Annotated in this window: 20 protein-coding genes; 12 read left to right on the forward strand and 8 right to left on the reverse strand. The window is 62.4% G+C overall.

The genetic code is table 11. From position 1 onward, the window contains the following. The 9 genes from RAC97_RS22745 to RAC97_RS22785 form a co-directional block, all read left to right on the forward strand. Positions 1-427: carbon starvation CstA family protein (locus tag RAC97_RS22745; protein ID WP_375101930.1), on the forward strand; the 427-nt coding region annotated here is incomplete at its 5' end. A gap of 10 nt (positions 428-437) precedes the next feature. Then, the gene (locus RAC97_RS22750) at positions 438-641 is read left to right on the forward strand and encodes a YbdD/YjiX family protein (RefSeq protein ID WP_375101931.1); all 204 of its coding nucleotides are present in this window, start codon (positions 438-440) and stop codon (positions 639-641) included. A gap of 64 nt (positions 642-705) precedes the next feature. Continuing rightward, the gene (locus RAC97_RS22755) at positions 706-2,052 is read left to right on the forward strand and encodes a cache domain-containing protein (protein WP_375101932.1); all 1,347 of its coding nucleotides are present in this window, start codon (positions 706-708) and stop codon (positions 2,050-2,052) included. Between the two features lie 35 nt (positions 2,053-2,087). Next, positions 2,088-2,720 (forward strand): response regulator, encoded by a 633-nt coding sequence (locus RAC97_RS22760; RefSeq protein WP_375101933.1) that lies wholly within the window; start codon positions 2,088-2,090, stop codon positions 2,718-2,720. 173 nt (positions 2,721-2,893) lie between these two features. Beyond that, positions 2,894-3,079, forward strand: coding sequence for a hypothetical protein (locus RAC97_RS22765; RefSeq protein ID WP_375101934.1), 186 nt, complete (start codon positions 2,894-2,896; stop codon positions 3,077-3,079). A 14-nt stretch (positions 3,080-3,093) separates the two neighbouring features. After that, on the forward strand, positions 3,094-4,416 hold the full coding sequence (locus tag RAC97_RS22770) for an iron-containing redox enzyme family protein (RefSeq protein WP_375101935.1): 1,323 nt from the start codon (positions 3,094-3,096) through the stop codon (positions 4,414-4,416). Then, positions 4,416-5,369, forward strand: coding sequence for a methyltransferase (locus tag RAC97_RS22775; protein ID WP_375101936.1), 954 nt, complete (start codon positions 4,416-4,418; stop codon positions 5,367-5,369). The genes RAC97_RS22770 and RAC97_RS22775 overlap by 1 nt, the downstream gene beginning before the upstream one ends. Before the next feature lie 142 nt (positions 5,370-5,511). Further along, positions 5,512-5,649, forward strand: coding sequence for a PSPA7_2676 family Cys-rich small protein (locus RAC97_RS22780; RefSeq protein ID WP_375101937.1), 138 nt, complete (start codon positions 5,512-5,514; stop codon positions 5,647-5,649). Positions 5,650-5,658: 9 nt separating this feature from the next. After that, the gene (locus RAC97_RS22785) at positions 5,659-6,495 is read left to right on the forward strand and encodes a Ku protein (RefSeq protein WP_375101938.1); all 837 of its coding nucleotides are present in this window, start codon (positions 5,659-5,661) and stop codon (positions 6,493-6,495) included. Positions 6,496-6,674: 179 nt separating this feature from the next. Here RAC97_RS22785 and ligD read toward each other — a convergent pair whose 3' ends face one another. From ligD to RAC97_RS22800, 3 genes are all read right to left on the reverse strand, one after another. After that, positions 6,675-9,137 (reverse strand): DNA ligase D, encoded by a 2,463-nt coding sequence (ligD, locus tag RAC97_RS22790; RefSeq protein ID WP_375101939.1) that lies wholly within the window; start codon positions 9,135-9,137, stop codon positions 6,675-6,677. 127 nt (positions 9,138-9,264) lie between these two features. Continuing rightward, positions 9,265-9,693, reverse strand: coding sequence for a hypothetical protein (locus RAC97_RS22795; RefSeq protein WP_375101940.1), 429 nt, complete (start codon positions 9,691-9,693; stop codon positions 9,265-9,267). 152 nt (positions 9,694-9,845) lie between these two features. Then, the gene (locus tag RAC97_RS22800) at positions 9,846-10,763 is read right to left on the reverse strand and encodes a DUF72 domain-containing protein (protein WP_375101941.1); all 918 of its coding nucleotides are present in this window, start codon (positions 10,761-10,763) and stop codon (positions 9,846-9,848) included. A gap of 248 nt (positions 10,764-11,011) precedes the next feature. Between RAC97_RS22800 and RAC97_RS22805 the strand changes: the two genes are divergently transcribed. Then, positions 11,012-11,173 (forward strand): hypothetical protein, encoded by a 162-nt coding sequence (locus RAC97_RS22805; protein WP_375101942.1) that lies wholly within the window; start codon positions 11,012-11,014, stop codon positions 11,171-11,173. Between the two features lie 172 nt (positions 11,174-11,345). On the opposite strand, the gene RAC97_RS22810 is transcribed toward RAC97_RS22805, so the two are convergent. Together RAC97_RS22810 and RAC97_RS22815 are read right to left on the reverse strand one after the other, a co-directional pair. After that, the gene (locus RAC97_RS22810; protein ID WP_375101943.1) at positions 11,346-12,110 is read right to left on the reverse strand and encodes an SDR family oxidoreductase; all 765 of its coding nucleotides are present in this window, start codon (positions 12,108-12,110) and stop codon (positions 11,346-11,348) included. A 23-nt stretch (positions 12,111-12,133) separates the two neighbouring features. After that, positions 12,134-12,931: an SDR family NAD(P)-dependent oxidoreductase gene (locus RAC97_RS22815; RefSeq protein WP_375101944.1), complete on the reverse strand. Its 798-nt coding sequence runs from the start codon at positions 12,929-12,931 to the stop codon at positions 12,134-12,136. A gap of 106 nt (positions 12,932-13,037) precedes the next feature. Between RAC97_RS22815 and RAC97_RS22820 the strand changes: the two genes are divergently transcribed. Then, on the forward strand, positions 13,038-13,979 hold the full coding sequence (locus RAC97_RS22820) for a GlxA family transcriptional regulator (RefSeq protein ID WP_375101945.1): 942 nt from the start codon (positions 13,038-13,040) through the stop codon (positions 13,977-13,979). A gap of 162 nt (positions 13,980-14,141) precedes the next feature. On the opposite strand, the gene RAC97_RS22825 is transcribed toward RAC97_RS22820, so the two are convergent. From RAC97_RS22825 to RAC97_RS22835, 3 genes are all read right to left on the reverse strand, one after another. After that, positions 14,142-15,227, reverse strand: a complete 1,086-nt coding sequence (locus RAC97_RS22825) for an L-dopachrome tautomerase-related protein (RefSeq protein WP_375101946.1) — start codon at positions 15,225-15,227, stop codon at positions 14,142-14,144. Positions 15,228-15,321: 94 nt separating this feature from the next. Then, positions 15,322-16,419, reverse strand: coding sequence for an L-dopachrome tautomerase-related protein (locus RAC97_RS22830; RefSeq protein WP_375101963.1), 1,098 nt, complete (start codon positions 16,417-16,419; stop codon positions 15,322-15,324). Between the two features lie 81 nt (positions 16,420-16,500). Further along, positions 16,501-17,508 carry a zinc-binding alcohol dehydrogenase family protein gene (locus RAC97_RS22835; protein WP_375101947.1) on the reverse strand — a complete coding sequence of 336 codons (1,008 nt, stop codon included), beginning with the start codon at positions 17,506-17,508 and terminating at the stop codon, positions 16,501-16,503. A 242-nt stretch (positions 17,509-17,750) separates the two neighbouring features. Here RAC97_RS22835 and RAC97_RS22840 point away from each other — a divergent pair, with 242 nt between their 5' ends. Then, positions 17,751-18,167 (forward strand): RidA family protein, encoded by a 417-nt coding sequence (locus RAC97_RS22840; protein WP_375101948.1) that lies wholly within the window; start codon positions 17,751-17,753, stop codon positions 18,165-18,167. Positions 18,168-18,199 lie beyond the last annotated feature (32 nt).

Below are 18,199 nucleotides of genomic sequence, written 5' to 3' on the forward strand. Positions count from 1 at the left end.
GTTGTTCGGTATCTCCAACCAGATGCTGGCCGGTATCGCCCTGATGCTGGGGACCGTGGTGCTGATCAAGATGAAGCGCCAGCAGTACGTGTGGGTCACCCTGGTACCGGCTACCTGGCTGCTGATCTGCACCGTCACCGCCAGCCTGATCAAGCTGTTCGACCCGAACCCGGCGGTCGGCTTCCTGGCCCTGGCCAAGAAGTACAGCGCGGCGCTGGACGCCGGCCAGGTACTGGCACCGGCCAAGAACCTGGGGCAGATGCAGCACGTGGTGTTCAACGCCTACACCAATGCCACGCTGAGCGTACTGTTCCTGTGCGTGACGCTGAGCATCCTGTACTTCGCCATCAAGGTCGGTCGCCGTGCCTGGGTGAAGGAAGAACGTACCGACAAGGAGTCGCCGTTCCAGCCTATGCCTGAGGCCTGAGGACAGATCGATGTTCAACGACCTGGGCAAGATGGGCAAGTACCTCGGCCAGGCCGCTCGGATGCTGGTTGGCATGCCTGACTACGACTACTACGTCGAGCACATGCAGACCCAGCATCCGGACAAGCCGGTGATGAGTTACGAAGCCTTCTTCCGTGAGCGCCAGGACGCGCGCTACGGAGGCGGCAGTGGTCGCCCCGTGCGTTGCTGCTGAGCCGCTGAACGTGTCATAAAAGAGGGGCCGCGAAGCGGCCCCTTTTCATTTCTGGGTACCCACCATGCAGCTCAAACACAAGATCGTCACCCTCAGCGTCCTGCCGTTGCTGGTGTCGGTGCTGTTCATCTGCGTCCTGGTTTTCGCCCAGAGTCGCAAGCTCGAGGAAGAACAGGCGCGGTTGGTGGAAAGCAGCATCATGGCCACCAAGAAGGCTGAGCTGAAGAACTACCTGGAACTGGCCATGAGCCTGATCGCCCCGCTGTATGACAGCGGCGCCGACGACGAGCAGACGCGCCAGCGCGCCTTGCAGATTCTTTCCCATGCCAGCTTCGGCGTGGATGGCTATTTCTTCGTCTACGACCGCCACGGCAAGAGCCTGATGCACCCCCGCCAGGCTGACCTGGTGGGCAAGGACTTGATCGGCATGACCGACAAGAACGGCCTGCCGGTGATCCAGGCGTTGCTCAAAAGCGCCGAGAAAGGCGACGGCTACCAGCTGTACGCCTGGCAAAAGCCCTCCACGGGCCTGAGCACCGGCAAGCTTGCCTACGTGGTGATGCTCGAACGCTGGGGCTGGATGCTGGGCACCGGTATCTATATCGACGACGTCGAGGTCGCCACCTTGAAGTCGCGCCAGGAAGTCGCCTCGGGCGTACTGACCACGGTTCTGGCGATCGGCTCGTTTTCCCTGCTGGCGGTGCTGGTGATCTTCGCCGGTGGGCTGATGCTCAACGTCAGCGAGCACCGCCTGGCCGACAGCAAGCTGTCGGTGCTCAACCAGCGCATCGTCAACCTCCAGGAGGAGGAGCGCTCGCGGGTATCGCGCGAGCTGCACGACGGCATCAGCCAGTTGCTGGTGTCGATCAAGTTCCAGTTCGAACTGGCCGCCATGGAAGTGGCCAGCGGTCGCGAGGAAGGGTTGGAGAACCTGCGCAAGGGCACCACCCGGCTGGGGGCGGCGATTGGCGAGATTCGCCGTATTTCCCACGACCTGCGCCCCTCGCTGCTCGACACCCTCGGGCTGTCGCCGGCCATCGACCAGCATGTGCGCGAGTTCGAGCAGCGCACGGCGATCCATACCCAGTACGCGTGTGGGCTGAACGATACCGAGGTGGACGCTGACCTGGCGCTGACCTTGTTCCGCATCATCCAGGAGGCGCTGGCGAACATCGAGCGCCATGCCCGGGCAAGCGCCGCTATAATCTCGCTCTCGGCCCGCCAAGGCCTGATCGTGCTGCGGGTGCAGGACAACGGCGTGGGCTTCGACCCCGATGCTGCCGACGAAAGCCATGGCATCGGCCTGCGCAACATCCGCGAGCGGGTCGACCACCACCGTGGTAGCTTCAGCATCGCCTCCTACCAGGGGCGCACGGAATTGCAGGTGCAGATACCGATAGGCCGCGCTTGAGCGGCCTTTTTACCCCCCGAATACCCGAGACTGCCATGAGCACCAACAGCCCCATCCGAATCGCCCTGGTCGATGACCACGTCCTGGTGCGCGACGGCGTCAAGTCGCTGCTCAGTGCGCTGCCGAACTTCCAGGTGGTCGGTCAGGCCGAGTCCGGCGCCCAGGCGCTGGAACTGGTGGCCTGTACCGAGCTGGACATCCTGCTGCTGGACATCGGCCTGCCGGACATCAACGGCCTGGAGCTGACCCGCAAGCTGCGCGCACTATACCCCGGCATCAAGATCCTGATGCTGAGCATGTACGACAACCAGGAATACGTGCGCACCTCGATCAACGCCGGGGCCCTGGGCTATGTGCTGAAGAACGCGCCGTCCACCGAGCTGGTGGCGGCCATCGAGGCCATCGTTGCCGGCGGCAGTTTCTACAGCCCGGAAATCGCCCGCAAGCTGGTCAGCAACAGCCGCGACGAGAACGACCTGACGCCTCGTGAAATACAGGTGCTGGCGATGATCGCCAGAGGCGCCAACAACAAGGAGATGGCCCGGGAGCTGGGGATCAGCGTGCGTACCGTGGAGACCTACCGGCTGAGCATTCGGCGCAAGCTGAACATCGATACGGCAGCAGCCTTGGTGAAGTACGCGCTGGAGAATGGGCTGGTGTCGCTCTGACGTTGCGCGCGGGCCGGCATGCCCGCAGCCCCGCGCAAGAACCGTTCCTGGCTGCAAAGGGTTCAATGCGAAATCCCGTAGAACCGCTCATCTGCTGCGTCGAAATCAAACCGAATCCTGTCGGCGATATGAACTCGTTTGTTTAGGTCTTCACAAAAAACAACGAGCCCCTTATGAACAGGAACCAATTGGCCACAGCGCTGCTGGGCGCCACTCTTGCGCTGCTCAGTGGCTGTTTTGAGCGTGACAACGATCATCCAGCGAAGGACGCCGACCCAAGCAAGCCATCGCTGCAGATGCAGCAACCCGACCCGCCTGCCACGCGTTCGTCCCCTGCGACCGAGCCGAAGAATCAATGAGCGAGGTAGCGGGAATGGTAACGATGACAAAGGGTTCAACCGCAACTTACGAGGCGAGCATGGGCCTCGAGCATCGCTATAACGCGTTGCTCGAAGGGCGTGATGCGGGCGCGCAGCCCTGGCTGGAAGAGCAACTGCGTCATGTGCGCAGCCTTGCAGACGACCTGCCGGACGATCCTGGCCAGCTACCACAGTGGTCTGTCGCCCAGGTAGACAGGGTCGCCAGTGAACATGCTGCCTACCTGGAGCAGCGGCGCCAGGGCGCTCCTCGCCGCTATTTCAGCAACCGTGCGCATGCGCTGTGGTTCCTGCAACAGGTAGCGCCGACCAAGGCGGTTGATGGCGCATGGCTGCATGGCATGCTGCGGCACTGGGCAGACCCGCGCTATCACGGGCTGATCCGCACGTTCCTCGAAGAGCTGGGCGACGGCGACCCGCGCTGCAACCATGTGTTGATCTATCAGCGCCTGCTCAGCCGCCTCGGTTGCCTGCAGGGCGCACCACTGGCCCCCGAACGTTATCTGCAAGGTACGCTGCAACTGGCCCTGGGGCAGCAGTGCGAGCGGTTCCTGCCAGAAGTGATCGGTTACAACCTGGGGTACGAGCAGCCACCCCTGCATCTGCTGATCACTACCCACGAGCTCGCGGAGTTGGGTATCGACGCTCATTACTTTCAACTGCATGTGACGATCGACAATGCGGGCAGCGGTCATGCACGGCACTCCCTGGAGAGCTTTGCCCAGCTGTCCCAGGACCAGGGGCCGGCCTTCTACGAGCGCGTCAGGCACGGCTACCGGCTTAATGACCTGGGCATCGACACGCCGTCATTGATTGCCTCGTTCGACTTGCAGGCCGAGTTGCTCGGCGCGCTGGAGCGCAAGCGTGTCTATGGGCAGTGCATGCATTCCGACCGCTGTCGCTTGCAAGGACGCACCATTAACCAGTGGCTCGCCGAACCCGGTGAAATGCCGGGGTTCCTAGAGGCCCTGCAGTCCCAGGGCTGGATCAAGCGCGACAGTGACCCTAGGCAAAGTCGATTCTGGTCACTGATCGATGGCCCGACAGCGGCCATGTTCGGCGTGTTCGACGCCTATGAAAAGCAGCTGTGGCACGATTGGATCGCCGGTACCTGGCAGGGCGCCGGTACGCGCCGCGTGCTGCCTGGGCAGTGGGAGAACGCTTTGCCCATGGAGCCGGTACCTGTCGATACGCAGGCCACGGACATCGCGGCGATGATCGAAGCGATGGCCGGCAATCGCCACTCCACGCCCCAGGGGCTGCGCGCTACCCGCGCGTTCATACAGGCAACCGGATTGATGCCCGGAGGGCCCAACTGATGCTGCTCGACCAAGACCAGGCGCGTGCCGATGAGGCCTTGCTGCAACTGGGGCGTCGTTTGCGTGCCGACGGCTATCGTTTCACCTGCGTGACCCCGGCGACCCACGCCAGGGTCAATGTCCGCGCCGCGTCACGCCCGGCAAGCAACTTGCGCGATGTGTTCGGCTGGAGCCGACCCTTTGCCACCTCGCTGCTCAGCGCCGACGAACTCGAGCAGCTACGTGTTGCCGACGTGCTGGAGGCCCATGGGACGCTCTGGCGTAGCACGGTGCGCTGGTCCAGCCTCGACGACCTGCTGCTGGTGCATTCTGCCTGGCCGACCGATAGCCGCGACGCGGTGTTCTTTGGCCCGGACAGCTACCGCTTCGCACAGGTGATCCAGGACCATCTGCGGCACAGTCCCCAGCGTGTGCAGCATGCCGTTGACATTGGCTGCGGCAGTGGTATCGGCGCGCTGCTGATCGCGCGCGCTGCGCAGCATGCGCAGGTCAGCGCCGTGGACATCAACCCCATGGCCCTGCGCCATACCGCCATCAATGCCGCCTTGGCCGGCGTGGCCAATGTCTCGGTGGAGCCAAGCAATCTGCTTGACGACCTTGCCGGGACTTTCGACCTGATCGTGGCCAACCCTCCCTATATGCTCGACGAGGGTCAACGTGCCTACCGCCATGGCGGGGGAGCGCTGGGGGCGGAGCTTTCGCTGCGCATCGTCGAGCAGGCCTGCGAGCGCCTGACGGTCGGGGGTACGCTGCTGCTGTACACCGGCGTCGCGATCGTCGACGGGCGTGACGCGTTGCTTGAAGCCGTTCGTTTGCGCTTGGCCGGGCCTGCATTCAGTTGGACCTACCGGGAACTGGACCCTGATGTATTCAGCGAGCAATTGCTCGAGCCCGGCTATGAACAGGTAGAGCGCATCGCCGCCGTGACCCTGACCGTTACCCGTCGGGGCTGATGCCGACATGGCGCGGCCTTGCATTGTCGGCATTGGGAAGCAAGGCCTGTGCGTGGCCCCAGGTCTGTTCGAATAAACCTTCGTCGGACTGCGCAGTCTGTCCTTGTAAGCGCCCGATTTTTCCGGGCCATGGAGGTGGCGTATGAAACTTGTCTGCCTGCTGCGAGGCTGCCAATGGAGCAGCGTGCTGGTCGGTGAAATTGCCGGGCTCAACTGCCAGTGTTGCGAGCGTTGCGGGACGCTGCGCTATAGCCAACCCGGCCAACCGCTGGACGCATAGGAGCTGACCATGGCCCGGGCAATATGGAAAGGCGCTATCAGTTTCGGACTCGTGCACATTCCTGTCTCACTCAACACCGCCGTGCGCAGCGAACGGGTGGATTTCGACTGGCTGGACAAACGCAGCATGGACCCGGTGGGCTACAAGCGCATCAACAAAGTCACGGGCAAGGAGATCGACAAGGAGAACATCGTCAAGGGCGTGGAGTACGAGAAAGGGCGTTACGTGGTCATCAGCGAAGAGGAAATTCGCAAGGCCCGGCCCGAGGCAACCCAGACCATCGATATCTTCTCGTTCGTCGATGCTGGCGACATACCGTTACAACACTTCGACACGCCCTACTACCTGAGCCCTGATCGCGGTGGCGGCAAGGTGTACGCCTTGCTGCGAGAAACCTTGGGAAAAACCGGAAAGGTAGCCCTGGCTACCGTGGTGCTGCACACCCGACAGCACCTCGCGCTTTTGCGGCCGCTTGGGGACGCGCTGGTGATGATTACCTTGCGTTGGCCTGACGAAGTGCGTGGCCTGGAAACCCTTGAGCTGGACAAGAGTGTGACCGACGCCAAGGTAGACAAGCGCGAGCTGGACATGGCCAAGCGCCTGGTGGAAGACATGGGCGGAGCATGGGAGCCCGACGAATACCATGATGCGTTTCGCCAGACCATTCTTGAGCTGGTAGAAGAAAAGGCCAGCAAGGGCAAGATCGAAACAGTCGAGAAAGCCGAGGGCGCTACAGGCCAGAAAGGCGCGGATATCATCGACCTCACGGAGCTGCTCAAACGCAGCCTCGGCGGCAAGACCAAGGCGAAGAAGCCTGCGGCCAAGCGCTCGCCCAAGGCGTCATGAGCGGGACGGCCCTCGGGCAGAACTGCAAGGCCCGTTGTGCCCGCGCCTGCACGTGTGGGCGCCGGACCACGGCACGTTGCTGCCCGTGAAGCAGCGCTGGTCACGCGAGCCTGTACACAGAGCCGCTGCAACAGCCCGCAGCAGGGCGGGCCACTGCATCCACACTTAACAGCGCTACATCAGATAAGCCCAAGTTGCTTGCGCATGCGCACGGTAATCGATTGCCGGACCTGGCCCATCCCAGCCCAGGGATCGTCCACTTGCGCAAGCCGTTCGTGCAGGTTGTGGAGGGTCCATTGATTGGCGCCCTTCAACTCGCTCAGCTCTTCGCGCCAGATAGGTACCGACACCGGCAAGCCCTCGCGAGCGCGCAGCGAATAGGCGGCGACAGTGGTGGCACCTTTGCCGTTGCGCAGATAGTCGATGAAGATCCGTCCGACCCGGTTCTTTGGCCCGGAGACCGCGCTGAGCCGATCGGGGAACAGCGCGGCCATGTGCTGCACCAAGGCATGACTGAAGTCCTTGACCTCGTCCCAGCCGGCGCGCCGGGTCAAGGGCACGACCAGGTGCATGCCCTTGCCGCCGCTGGTCTTGAGAAATACCCTCAGGCCCAGCTCGTCGAGCAGGGTAAGGGTCAGTTGGGTGGCCTCGAGCATGGCCTTCCATGGCAGCGCCGGGTCCGGATCAAGGTCGAGAACCAGGCGGTCGGGCCTGTCGAAGTCCTTGTCGGTGGCATTCCAGGTGTGCAATTCCAGGGTGTTCATCTGCACCGCTGCCAGCAGGCTGTCGGCCCCATTGAGCACCATGGCTGCCTGGCCGGCCTGGGCCTTGCTGTAGTTGAGCACGTTGGGCAGATGCAGCTGGCCGCTGTTCTTCTGGAAAAACAACTCGCCACCCAAACCGTCCGGGGCGCGGACCAACGCCACGGGCCGGTCCTTGAGTTGCGGCAGCAGCCAGTCGGCGACCTGGGCGTAGTACTGCGCGACCTCGCGCTTGGTGGTGCCGCTGGACGCATCGACTACCCGGTCGGGGTGGGTCAGACGCAAATTGCCCAGGCCTTCGGCTTGGGCTTTTCCGGTTTTCCTGACAGGCATTGCTCGCTCCCTATCGATGTCGGTAGCTGGCTTGTCGTCGCGCAGGCCGTGGAACACGGCATGGCGTACGATGCCTTCGTGGGTCATCTGCGCGTAGGCGACTTCAGCCAGTAGCTGCGGCTTGAGCCAATGCACCCCGCGCGCCTCGGCGCCGGTTGGCGGCTTGTCGAGGCGGGGTTTGTCGCTGTGCAACGGTTCCAGGCGGGCGAGGATGCTGTTCAAGGTGATGGCGCTGAAGCCAGTGCCGACCTTGCCGGCATAGCGCAGCTGGCCGCTGTCCTTGTCGTGCAGGGCCAGCAGCAGGGCGCCGAAGCCGGTGCGGCTGCCTTTGGGGTCGGTATAGCCGACGACCACGAACTCTTGGCGCTGCTTGCACTTGAGCTTGATCCAGTCGCTGCTGCGCCGGCCTGTGTAGAGGCTGTCGGCACGTTTGCCTATCAGCCCCTCCAGCCCCAGGCGGCAGGCGCTGTCGAGCAGTGAATCGACCGGCTCGGCGAAGTCTGCGGAATACCTGAGCAACGGCGATTCGTTATCTTCCAGCAGCCGGGCAAGGGTTTCGCGCCGTGCCTGCACGGGTAGCTCGCGCAGGTCCTCGCCGCCCAGGAAGAGCAAGTCGAACAGGTAATAGACGATGCGTTCGTCGTGCTCGGTGTCGAAGGCATTTTGCAGGGCCTGGAAGTCGGCCACTTCGTTGTCGCCCAACACCACCATCTCACCATCCAGCCACGCCGAGTCGAGCCCCAGGGCCTTCAATGCCTCGGCCTGGCGAGGCATCTTCTTGCTCCAGTCGTGCCCGTTGCGAGTGAACAGGCGCACGTCGTCTGCGTCGATGCGTGCCAGGATGCGATAACCATCGAACTTCACTTCGTAGCGCCAGTCGCCGCTGGGAGGGGAATCGACCAAGGTGGCCAACTGCGGTTGCAGCTCGTCCGGCAAGGCTTTCGGGGTGCTCTTGCGCTTGCGGGGCGCGGGCTTGGCGGGTTGGCGCGGCGGCAAGGTACGGTCGCTGAGCACACTGTCGGGTAGCGCTTCGACGATGTTGTAGTCTGCCTCGCTGCGCGCCTGACCGTCGTCTGACTTGACCAGCAGCCATTGCTCCTTCTTGCCGGCCAGGTGGGTACGGAACAGGTTCCATACACCCGACAGCTTCTCGCCTTGCAGGCGAAAGCGCAGCTTGCCCTTGGCGTAGGCCTCGCGCGGGTCACCTTCAGGCTCCCAGACACCCCGGTCCCAGACGATCACGTCGCCCGCGCCATAGTGGCCGTCGGGAATGTTGCCTTCGAAGTTGGCGTAATCCAGAGGGTGGTCCTCGACATGCACCGCCAGGCGACGAACCTTGGGGTCCAGCGAGGGCCCCTTGGGGATCGCCCAGCTTTTCAGGGTGCCGTCGAGTTCCAGGCGGAAGTCATAGTGAAGGTGACTGGCGTCGTGCTTCTGGACGCAGTACTGCAGCGCATGCACCGAACGCTGGCGGGGGCGTTTGCCGGCAGGCTCGGGGGTGGCGTTGAAATCGCGCTTGCGCTGGTATTCCTGCAGAGGCTTGGCCATGGTGCGCTCCTGGAAAATTCGCAGGTCTCGAACTTGGGAGGCACCGACGGCGCAGGGAGTTCAAAACGAAACGTTGAATCATTTCCTGTCGTGAAGTGCGGCCGCCCTAAACATGATTTGCGCGGCTTCAGTGGGTTTGCCAGACTCCGTTGTTGCGCTCGCAATCGCTGCGTGCCTGGCCCAGGTCAGGGGTGTCGTAGTAGTAGGTAGTGATGCGCGCATTCTTGGGCACGGTGGGCTTGGGGGCAGCCCCGTCACGCCCCGCGGCGTTGGGGTTGGCCAAGGTCTCCTGGGTCAGCGGGGCGATGCAACTGCCCACGCTGCCGTTGGCGCAACGCTGCACCTTGCGTTTCTGGCTGTTGAGCATTTCCTTGCTTTCGTTGCTGCACGACCAGTCGATCGCCTCGGCGGGCATGTTTTCGTAGCTATAGCAGGTATGGTGCTGCACCGGCTTGACGGCCTCGCTGGATGAGCGGGTCAGCACGTCGCAGCCTTCGGCCAGCACCTGCCCGCTGGCCAAGGTGCCCAGCAGCGTTACACACACAATGAACCGCATGACGTACCTCCCGGGCCCGACGGCCCATCAGCGTTTGTCGAGGGCCGCCCCAGGCTGTCGGCGCAAGGCCTTGGCACTTCTCGGGAGCCCGGTAAGTGGCCACTGCCGGCAGCAGGGGCGGGTAGCCAACGTTCGAGAGGGCAGGGGCGCGTTCATCGCAACTCCTGCGGTTCTACGCCGGGCTCGGTCACCAGTTCGCCGCCCAGGCCGAGCTTGTCCAGCAGGCGACGCGCATCGTAGGGCGCATGCACTTTCTGGTCGTTGTCAAAGTAGCAGTACACGTCGCGGGAATCGCGCTTCGGCGGGGCGCGGTGCAGGACGCGCTTGGCATCCTCCGGCTGGCTGCCCGCGGCCCAGGCCTGGATGCGCAGGCGCCAGCGGCGCAACGCACTGGCGGTATAGCCGCTGCTGTAGAGCTCGACATCGCCATGCAGGCGCAGGTAGACGAAATCTGCCGTGACCTCCTCGACATACGGCCACTTCCCGGCGCTGTCGGCGACCACCAAGGCGACCTTGTACTTGCGCAACAGGTTGATGAAGGTGTCGCAGAGGAAACTGGGGTGCCGGATTTCCACGGCGTGACGCAGGCGCGCATTACCGCCAATGGCCGTGCCGCCGTTGCCTTGGAGGCGGTCGGCTGCCTGACGGGCAAGGGCTCGGGCGGCCTTGCGGTCGCGTGGCAGCTTGGCCAGGAAGTCGCTGAAGCGTTGCACATCGAATTTAAAGTTCGGGGGAAACTGCCACAAGAACGGCCCCAGCTTGTCGCCGAGCAGCAGGGGGCCGGAGGCAAAGAAGTTGGCCAATGCCTCGTCGATCTCCCGAAGCCTGCGCACATGCGTGATGTAGCGCGGTGCCTTGACCGCGAACACGAACCCCTCCGGCGTCTCGTCTCGCCACTGCGCATAGCGTTCCGGTGTCTGCAGCGCGTAGAACGAACCGTTGATCTCGATGCTGTTGACCGCCCGCGAGGCGAAGGCCAGTTCGTCGTCCTGGCGCAGCCCCTTGGGGTAGAAGTCCTTGCGCCAGGGGCCATAGCGCCAACCGGAAATGCCAATGCGGATCTCGCTCACGAGGACTCCCGTATCGATTCGCTTGTTGTTATGCGATGGACGTAACCCAGGGGGAATTGGTTCATCGCATTTGTCGCCCGCCTATCCCATCACGCCAACCTCGCCTGAACTTTCCGTCATGCCCTGGCTTCCCTTGTCAAAGAGGCCAGTGCCGCGAGGGCTGGCTATCTGGGTTATTGCCCGGCCACGCGCAAGCACGCGCGGCACCGGGCCGTCATCGCCTGAACACAAAAGGCCAGGAGAACAACATGAAGAATCAGCCCCCAGCACAAGCGCCGGATACGCAGACCCGCTCGCATGGTGAGGAGGAGCGAGACAACGACGCTCATCGGCCGGATGGTTCAACCGGTACAGCACATGACTCGACGGCGCAAAAAACGGCGCGTGACCACGAACTGCACAAACGCTGAAATCGTGGTGAAGACTCAGAGACGAAGCTCGCCGCGTTGGCGAGGCGGCGTCGCGGCCAAGCAGTGCCCCAGCATCTTGCCTGGGCCGAGACCCTGAGGGCGGGGAAAGACCAAAGGCCACGGCTGGCGCGGCATTGAATGCGCGGCAGCCGTGGCTTTGCGTGTCTGGGCGTCACGCCACCGGAATGGGGTTCTCCACCAACGACTGGTTGAACTGGTGGATCAGCCCATGCTCGTTCGCCCCTTGATTGGCCCGCAGGGGGACGACTCGGTCCACCAGCACTTCGGTGGTCGCGGTTGCGAGCTTGGCCAGGGTTTCCTGGATGAAGTCGTCCAGCGGCATGGCGCGCGCGTCACCACTCTTGTGGATCAGGTCGGTATCGACCCACGGCGGCGCGATTTCCAGCACCTTCACGCGGGTATCGCGCAGGGAGAAGCGCTGCGACAGGCTGTAGGAGTGGATCGCCGCCTTGGTCGCAGAGTACAGGGCGGTGGCTGCCAGCGGCAGGAACGCCAGCACCGAGCTGTTGTTGATGATGTACGCATCGGGCTGGCGCTTGAGGTGCTCGACGAACGCTGCGCTGACCCGAACCGGTCCGAGCAGGTTGGTTTGCAGCAGGCCTACGGCTTGTTCGTCGTCGAGCTCGCCCGAGGCCGGGTTGTCGAACGGCATGATGCCGGCATTGTTGATGATCACGTTCAGCGACGGATGACGGCGGATGACTTCCTGGGCGACGTCCTTGATCTGCTGTGGGTCGTTGATGTCCAGCTGGACAGTGTCGATGCCGGGGTTGGCACGGGCGATCTCGTCCAGCAGTGCCTGGCGCCGACCCGCGACGATCACGGTGTTGCCCCGCTGGTGGAAGGCTTCGGCCAGCGCGCGACCGATGCCCGAGGTGCCGCCGGTGATGAAGATAGTGTTGTCGCTGAGTTTCATGGCTTGGGTCCTTTTCGATGAATTCAGTTGGCGTTGTAGCGCGGGGCGAGCTGGTTGCTGGACAAGTGGCTGAACAACGCCTGGCGGCTGTTCTCGTAGTGCTGGTAGTGCTGCAGGTCGTGCATCGACGGGATGGACATCAGCACGCCGGCGTCGAAGTCCTGCAGGGCACCCTCGACCAGGTCAGCGGCGGACATGACGATGCCGGGGTCGAGGTGCTCCACCGGCAGGCCGCCGATTTCCCAGAAGTCGGTGGCGGTAGCGCCGGGCAGCACGGCCTGCACCTGGATGCCTTGGCCGGCCAGTTCCTTGTGCAGCGACTGGGTGAAGGCCGTGACGTAGGCCTTGCTGCCGCCGTACACGCCGTTGAGCAGCTCCGGCGCCAGGCTGACGATGGAGGAAATGTTGATGACTCCCCCTTGCTGGCGGGCGATGAAGCCTGGCACGGCGGCGTAGGTGAGGCGGGTGAGGGCGGTGACGTTGAGGGCGATCATCTCGGCCATGCGCTCGATGTCGCTTTGTACCAGGCTGGTGTGGGTGCCGATGCCTGCATTGTTCACCAGCAGGGTGATGCTGGCGTCTTCGCGCAGCTTGCGTTCTACCTGGGCCAGGTCTGCCGCATTGCCAAGGTCGGCGGGGAACACTTCTACGCTGCGCTGGGTGCTCTGGGTGATGCGGCTGGCAAGGGTATCGAGACGCTCGCGGTTGCGGGCGACCAGTACCAGGTCGTAGCCGCGTTGCGCCAGGCGCTCGGCGTAGAGTGCGCCGATACCGGTGGATGCGCCGGTTACCAGCGCTGTGCCTTTGTGGGTCTGAGTCATGGTGCCGCTCCGTCGATGAGGTGTGGCGCCATGATGCGCGACCTTGCGCATGTCTTGAACGACGCATAAGGTAGTGTTTCAGGACATTACGGTCAGGAGCACAGGCATGCACCGGGTAGGGTATTTGGTAAGCGACGGTTTCCAGGTGATGGCGCTGGCCTCGCAGTCGGTATTCGAGTTCGCCAACATCGTGGTGGGCGAACGGGTCTACAGCATCAAGAACTTCTCGGTCGAGGGCGGGATGGTGCGTTCGACCCTGGGCCTGATGATCGAAACCCTGCCGCTGGGCGCGCCGGGCCTTGCCGACAGTTGGATGGTGGCAGGCACCTTGACCCCGCTGTCGATGCCGTCACCCCAGTTGCTCAATAGCGTGCGCGGCTTCGTGGAAAGCGCGCGGCGCACGGCTGGACTCTGTACCGGAGGGTTCGTGCTGGCCCATGCCGGCGTGCTGGACAAACGCCGTGCGACCACGCATTGGGCCTTTGCCAAGGACATGCAGCGCTGCTACCCCTCGATCAAGGTGGAGGACGACAGTATCTTCATCGTCGACGGCCCGGTGTGGACCTCAGCGGGCATGACTGCATGCCTGGACATGGCCCTCGGGATGGTGGAAAAAGACCTCGGCCCCGAGGTGGCGCGTTCGGTGGCGCACAAGCTGGTGATGCACCAGCGCCGCTCGGGCGGCCAGTCGCAGCATTCGGAGTTGCTGACCCTGTCGCCGAAGTCGGACCGGATCCAGCATGCGCTGGAGTATGCGCGTAGGCATTTGAGCCGGCCCTTGAGTGTGGAGGAGCTGGCCGAGGCGGTGCACTTGAGCCCACGGCAGTTTACCCGGGTGTTCACGGCAGAGACCGGGCAGTCGCCGGCCAAGGCGGTGGAGAGTTTGCGCTTGGAGGCGGCGCGGTTGATGATCGAGCAGAGTCGACACAGTTTGGAGCAGGTGGCGCGGGAGACCGGGTTCCGCGATCGGCGGCATATGCGCGAGGTGTTCATGCGCGGGTTCGGGGTGCCGCCGCAGGCGGTCAGGCGGGATGCGCGGCGGGTGTAGGGGGCTCAGCCTGGAGGTTTTTGGGGCGTGGTTTCTTCATTAGTTACCTACGCGCCCCCGGCGGACCCGAACCAGGAAAGTCGGCGCAGACACGTGGTGCTGGAAAACCCGTTTCAGCATGCACACTGCACAAGGCAATGGCTCCGAAACGGGTGGGGCAGGTTACTTCGGGTCCAAGCGATAGACGCTCATTGGCCGCTCGACCTTCGATGCGCCATGGTTGAACAAGCTCACTCGATCGACTTGCGCTGCCGGCAAATACAACCTGCCCTCGTTGTCGAACGCCGGTGCATCTACCCAGTGCAGGCGAGTGTCCTTTGCGATGGTCTGAATCGTACCGTCAGTGGAGATTCGCTTGACGCTGTCTTCAGCCAGGTCGCTGAAATAGAAATTGCCCTTGCTGTCCATGACGGTACCCCCTACTGGCGGCAGATCTCGCCAAAACTCGACGTGTTTGATGAGTTCATCTTCCGGCAGGTTGGTTTCATTCAGCCAGCGCGTTTCAATCTTGTGCCACGGCCCCTCCAATGGCGCGAAGTAGAGCCATTTGCCGTCTGGCGATACCTCCAAGGGGTCGGAGTGCACCCTTAACGCTGTTCCGTCTGGGGCTCTGACTACCTGGCCGCTGAGCATGATGTCGCGGTTGTCGGGTGCGCGTACCGCAGGACTGGTGGTCAGGACGCGTCGGGCCCTGTTGGTTTCGAAGTCCAGGACAACGATGCCGGGAACGCCTGCGTCCGTCAGGTAGGCATGCTTGCCATTGAGGCGGATGTCGTCGATGTAGCTATGTGCTTGCGCGATGCTGCTGTCGAATGGGATCACCTTGATGACCTGGCCGCTTTTCAGGTCAACGACAACGACCTTTGCACCACCTGGAATGACCTTGCCACCAAATTCGGTTACGCCCGCATCGACAATCCACAAACGACCACTTTCATCGACACGCATGGCATTCACGTTGACGAAGCGCCGGTCGGCCGGGAGGGTCGCGTCAGTGCTGTTCCACCGCTCATCTGGAAAGGGACGCGGCTGGCCGGCGTGGTCCAGCTTCGATACCGAGGGTCCAGCTGAGCCAGTCCATTTCGGCCCCGAGACATATAGGCTCCCGAGGCTGTCAACGGCGACCGCATTCCATACGGCATTTTCCGATTGGGCTACCACGTGAAGGATTGGCGGCACCTCGGCGTGAGCTGCACCGATAAAACCGGCCATCAGGGCTGTCAGTACACATCGTCTTGGACGTTTCATTGCAAGTTCCTGAGAATGAGCAGCGGGGCACGGGGCCCCCCTACTGCTTCAAGCTTGCGCCAGGGCAGACCGACGCTTGCATGTCGTTTCCCGATCAATGGGTGGGCGCAGGCTTGGCGTCGATCTTGACGCGCATCAGGCTGTAAGGCTTCACCCGCTTGTCCTGGCCATCATTGAAGCCCGCAGAGCGGTGCAGCTGGTTGGCCGTGAAATACAGGTAACCGTCTGGTCCGATCGACAAGGTATCCGGCCAAAGGACTTGGGGATCCTCAACCACGGTTTGCCAGCTGCCATTGGCGAGCCGTTTGCGGATGGAGTTGTGCTCATAGTCACCCGCATAGACTGCACCGTCAGCGTCAGCCTCAAGTCCGTCGGAGGCGCCTTTTTCACCGAGGTCCACAACCGCTTGTTCGAGTTCGGCTTCGCTCACGTTGGGGTCTCGCAACAAAGCGGTTGGAACCGAATACAGGTGGCGACTCGAAAGCGGACAGAAGTACAGCGTCTTGCCATCGTTCGACAGGGCGATTCCGTCCGAGGCTACCGTCAGCAGAGCTGACTTACCCTGCGCGTCGCGGGTGATCAGTGCTGGTTTCCCTTCAATTACAGGTCGGAACTCGGGGTCCACGGAAGTGGACTTGGCGCCGCTCAGGCGCCGGGTTGCGGTTCCGCTGGCCAGGTCCATGACGATGATTGCGCCTGGCCCTCTTACCGACGAATCGGTGACGTAAGCGGTACCTTCTTTACCTTCGCGAAAATCGAAACGTACGTCATTCACGTAGGTGGTTGGGAGAATGACCTCACGCGCAAACACAACGGTTTTCACGATCTTGTTGGTGCGCAAGTCGATTGCGACCAGCTTGGCTCCACCTGCCTTGGGCTCGGAGAAGGCGGGAGCGGCTGTATCCAACACCCAGACACGGCCTTTACCGTCAGCCACGACGCTTTGCACGCTGATGAATCCGGCGGCCGGATCCTCGGCGTTTTCCACATTCGTTTTCAAGTCTGGATAAGGAACCAAGTGACCCTGTTTGATCTCCGCCACGGTGTAGGGCACATCATCTCCCCAACGAGGGAAGTTGATGAAGATCCGACCAGTTTCGCTGACGGTCACGCCTGTAGGCATGGCGCCATTGAAAGCGAAAACACGTTCGGGCTGGGTGCCAGAGCCCGTTGCGGTATCGGCCCCGGCCATTGCACTGAGCGAGATCGCGACCGCCAGGCCAGTCGCTTGGAAGAAACCTTTCATAAGCTTGTCCTTGGGCATATCAGCGGGTTAGAAGCCTTCGAGAACGATCTTGCCTTTGGCTTTGCCGCTTTCGATCAGGGCATGGGCGCGCTTGAGATTATCCGAGCCGATTTTGCCGAAGTGCTCCCCAATGGTGGTCTGGATCACGCCTTTATCGACCAGCTCGGAGACCCTGTTCAGTAACTCATGCTGTTTGATCATGTCTGCGGTTTGATAAAGAGAACGCGTGAACATCAGCTCCCAATGCAGCGAAAGCGATTTGCGCTTGAGTGGCATGACGTCCAGTTGTGCTGGGTCATCGATCAGCGCCAGCTTGCCTTGTGGGCGAAGCACTTCAATGATCTGGGGCAGGTAGGTTTCGGTATGGGTCAGGCTGATAACGTAGTCGACCGGGTCGAGATTGAGGTTTTCCAGCTGCAGTGGGATCGAGGCGGAGTGATCGATCACATGGTGGGCGCCTAATGCCTGCACCCAAGATTGAGTCTCTGGCCGCGACGCTGTGCCGATGACGGTGAGCTGGGTAAGTTTGCGAGCCAGCTGAACCAGGATCGAGCCAACCCCGCCACCAGCGCCGATGACCAGCAGGCTTTGTCCTGCACCACCGTTTTCCTGCACGCCCAGTCGATCGAACAGCAGCTCCCAGGCAGTGATGGAGGTCAACGGCAAGGCGGCGGCACTGGCATCGTCCAGGCTACGCGGCTTGTGGCCGACAATGCGCTCATCGACCAAGTGGAATTCGCTATAGCTACCTGGACGATCGATTGCGCCGGCGTAGAAAACTTCGTCGCCGGCTTTGAACAGTGAAACATCGCTGCCCACTTCACGGACGATACCAACGGTATCCCAACCCAGTACCTGGACCTCTTGGCTGGTACTGCGGGCGCGCACCTTTGTATCGACCGGGTTCACCGCAATTGCCTTCACTTCGACAAGCAGATCGCGAGCGCCTGGGGTGGGCTTGGGCAGGTCTGTTTCGAACAGGGAACGAGCGTTCTGGATTGGCAAACCCGCTTCTTGGAAAACTACAGCTTTCATGTGAGGTGGTCCTTTACAGGTCAAAGAGTGATGTCAGGCTAACCCTCTTCGTGTGCCTCAAAAACCCGCTAACCCGAGGAAGACTTTCGCCGTTTCGCTGAAGGTTGGGGGCACACGTGATGGGCGCTCAGGTGAGGCGAAGGATCCAAAGCGGTGAGGCGAAGTTTTGTCCGGTACAAGAACCCTTGACCTCTACTTAACCTGAGGTTCCAGACTGCTCGCACCCTATCCGGAGCAGTTCCATGACCCATGCCTCTAACACCGCATTCACCCTGTCCAACCCTGACGGGCTGTACGATCCTCGCAGTAACGGCTACTCCCATGTCGCTGAACTGCCTCCTGGCGCCAGGCTGCTGTTCATCGCTGGACAGGGCGGCGAGGATGCCGAGGGCAAGCTGTCCTCGGACTTTACGGAGCAGGCCAGCCAAGCTTTGGCCAATCTGCAGACGGCGCTAGCCTCCCGGGGGGCTAGCCTGGCCCAGGTATTCAAGCTCACGTTGCTGATCGTCGATCATGACGAGCACCGACTGCGCGCCTGGGTCGCGCAAGCCAACCGCATCTGGGCGCAAGGGCGGCAACCTGTCTGCACGCTGATCCCGGTGCCGCGTCTGGCACTGGATGGCATGTTGATTGAAATTGATGCGGTGGCCGCTGGCTAACGGAGTCAATGAATCGGCTTTATCTCTGAGCG

It is taken from the genome of Pseudomonas sp. LS_2, from assembly GCF_042709235.1.
In the GTDB taxonomy this organism is placed as follows: domain Bacteria; phylum Pseudomonadota; class Gammaproteobacteria; order Pseudomonadales; family Pseudomonadaceae; genus Aquipseudomonas.

Bases quoted from the DNA above. Each gene is read 5' to 3' on its own strand.
- RAC97_RS22750 (WP_375101931.1), top strand. From the start codon at position 438: ATGTTCAACGACCTGGGCAAGATGGGCAAGTACCTCGGCCAGGCCGCT.
- RAC97_RS22755 (WP_375101932.1), top strand. From the start codon at position 706: ATGCAGCTCAAACACAAGATCGTCACCCTCAGCGTCCTGCCGTTGCTG.
- RAC97_RS22760 (WP_375101933.1), top strand. From the start codon at position 2,088: ATGAGCACCAACAGCCCCATCCGAATCGCCCTGGTCGATGACCACGTC.
- RAC97_RS22765 (WP_375101934.1), top strand. From the start codon at position 2,894: ATGAACAGGAACCAATTGGCCACAGCGCTGCTGGGCGCCACTCTTGCG.
- RAC97_RS22770 (WP_375101935.1), top strand. From the start codon at position 3,094: ATGGTAACGATGACAAAGGGTTCAACCGCAACTTACGAGGCGAGCATG.
- RAC97_RS22775 (WP_375101936.1), top strand. From the start codon at position 4,416: ATGCTGCTCGACCAAGACCAGGCGCGTGCCGATGAGGCCTTGCTGCAA.
- RAC97_RS22780 (WP_375101937.1), top strand. From the start codon at position 5,512: ATGAAACTTGTCTGCCTGCTGCGAGGCTGCCAATGGAGCAGCGTGCTG.
- RAC97_RS22785 (WP_375101938.1), top strand. From the start codon at position 5,659: ATGGCCCGGGCAATATGGAAAGGCGCTATCAGTTTCGGACTCGTGCAC.
- ligD (WP_375101939.1), bottom strand. From the start codon at position 9,137: ATGGCCAAGCCTCTGCAGGAATACCAGCGCAAGCGCGATTTCAACGCC.
- RAC97_RS22795 (WP_375101940.1), bottom strand. From the start codon at position 9,693: ATGCGGTTCATTGTGTGTGTAACGCTGCTGGGCACCTTGGCCAGCGGG.
- RAC97_RS22805 (WP_375101942.1), top strand. From the start codon at position 11,012: ATGAAGAATCAGCCCCCAGCACAAGCGCCGGATACGCAGACCCGCTCG.
- RAC97_RS22810 (WP_375101943.1), bottom strand. From the start codon at position 12,110: ATGAAACTCAGCGACAACACTATCTTCATCACCGGCGGCACCTCGGGC.
- RAC97_RS22815 (WP_375101944.1), bottom strand. From the start codon at position 12,931: ATGACTCAGACCCACAAAGGCACAGCGCTGGTAACCGGCGCATCCACC.
- RAC97_RS22820 (WP_375101945.1), top strand. From the start codon at position 13,038: ATGCACCGGGTAGGGTATTTGGTAAGCGACGGTTTCCAGGTGATGGCG.
- RAC97_RS22825 (WP_375101946.1), bottom strand. From the start codon at position 15,227: ATGAAACGTCCAAGACGATGTGTACTGACAGCCCTGATGGCCGGTTTT.
- RAC97_RS22830 (WP_375101963.1), bottom strand. From the start codon at position 16,419: ATGGCCGGGGCCGATACCGCAACGGGCTCTGGCACCCAGCCCGAACGT.
- RAC97_RS22835 (WP_375101947.1), bottom strand. From the start codon at position 17,508: ATGAAAGCTGTAGTTTTCCAAGAAGCGGGTTTGCCAATCCAGAACGCT.
- RAC97_RS22840 (WP_375101948.1), top strand. From the start codon at position 17,751: ATGACCCATGCCTCTAACACCGCATTCACCCTGTCCAACCCTGACGGG.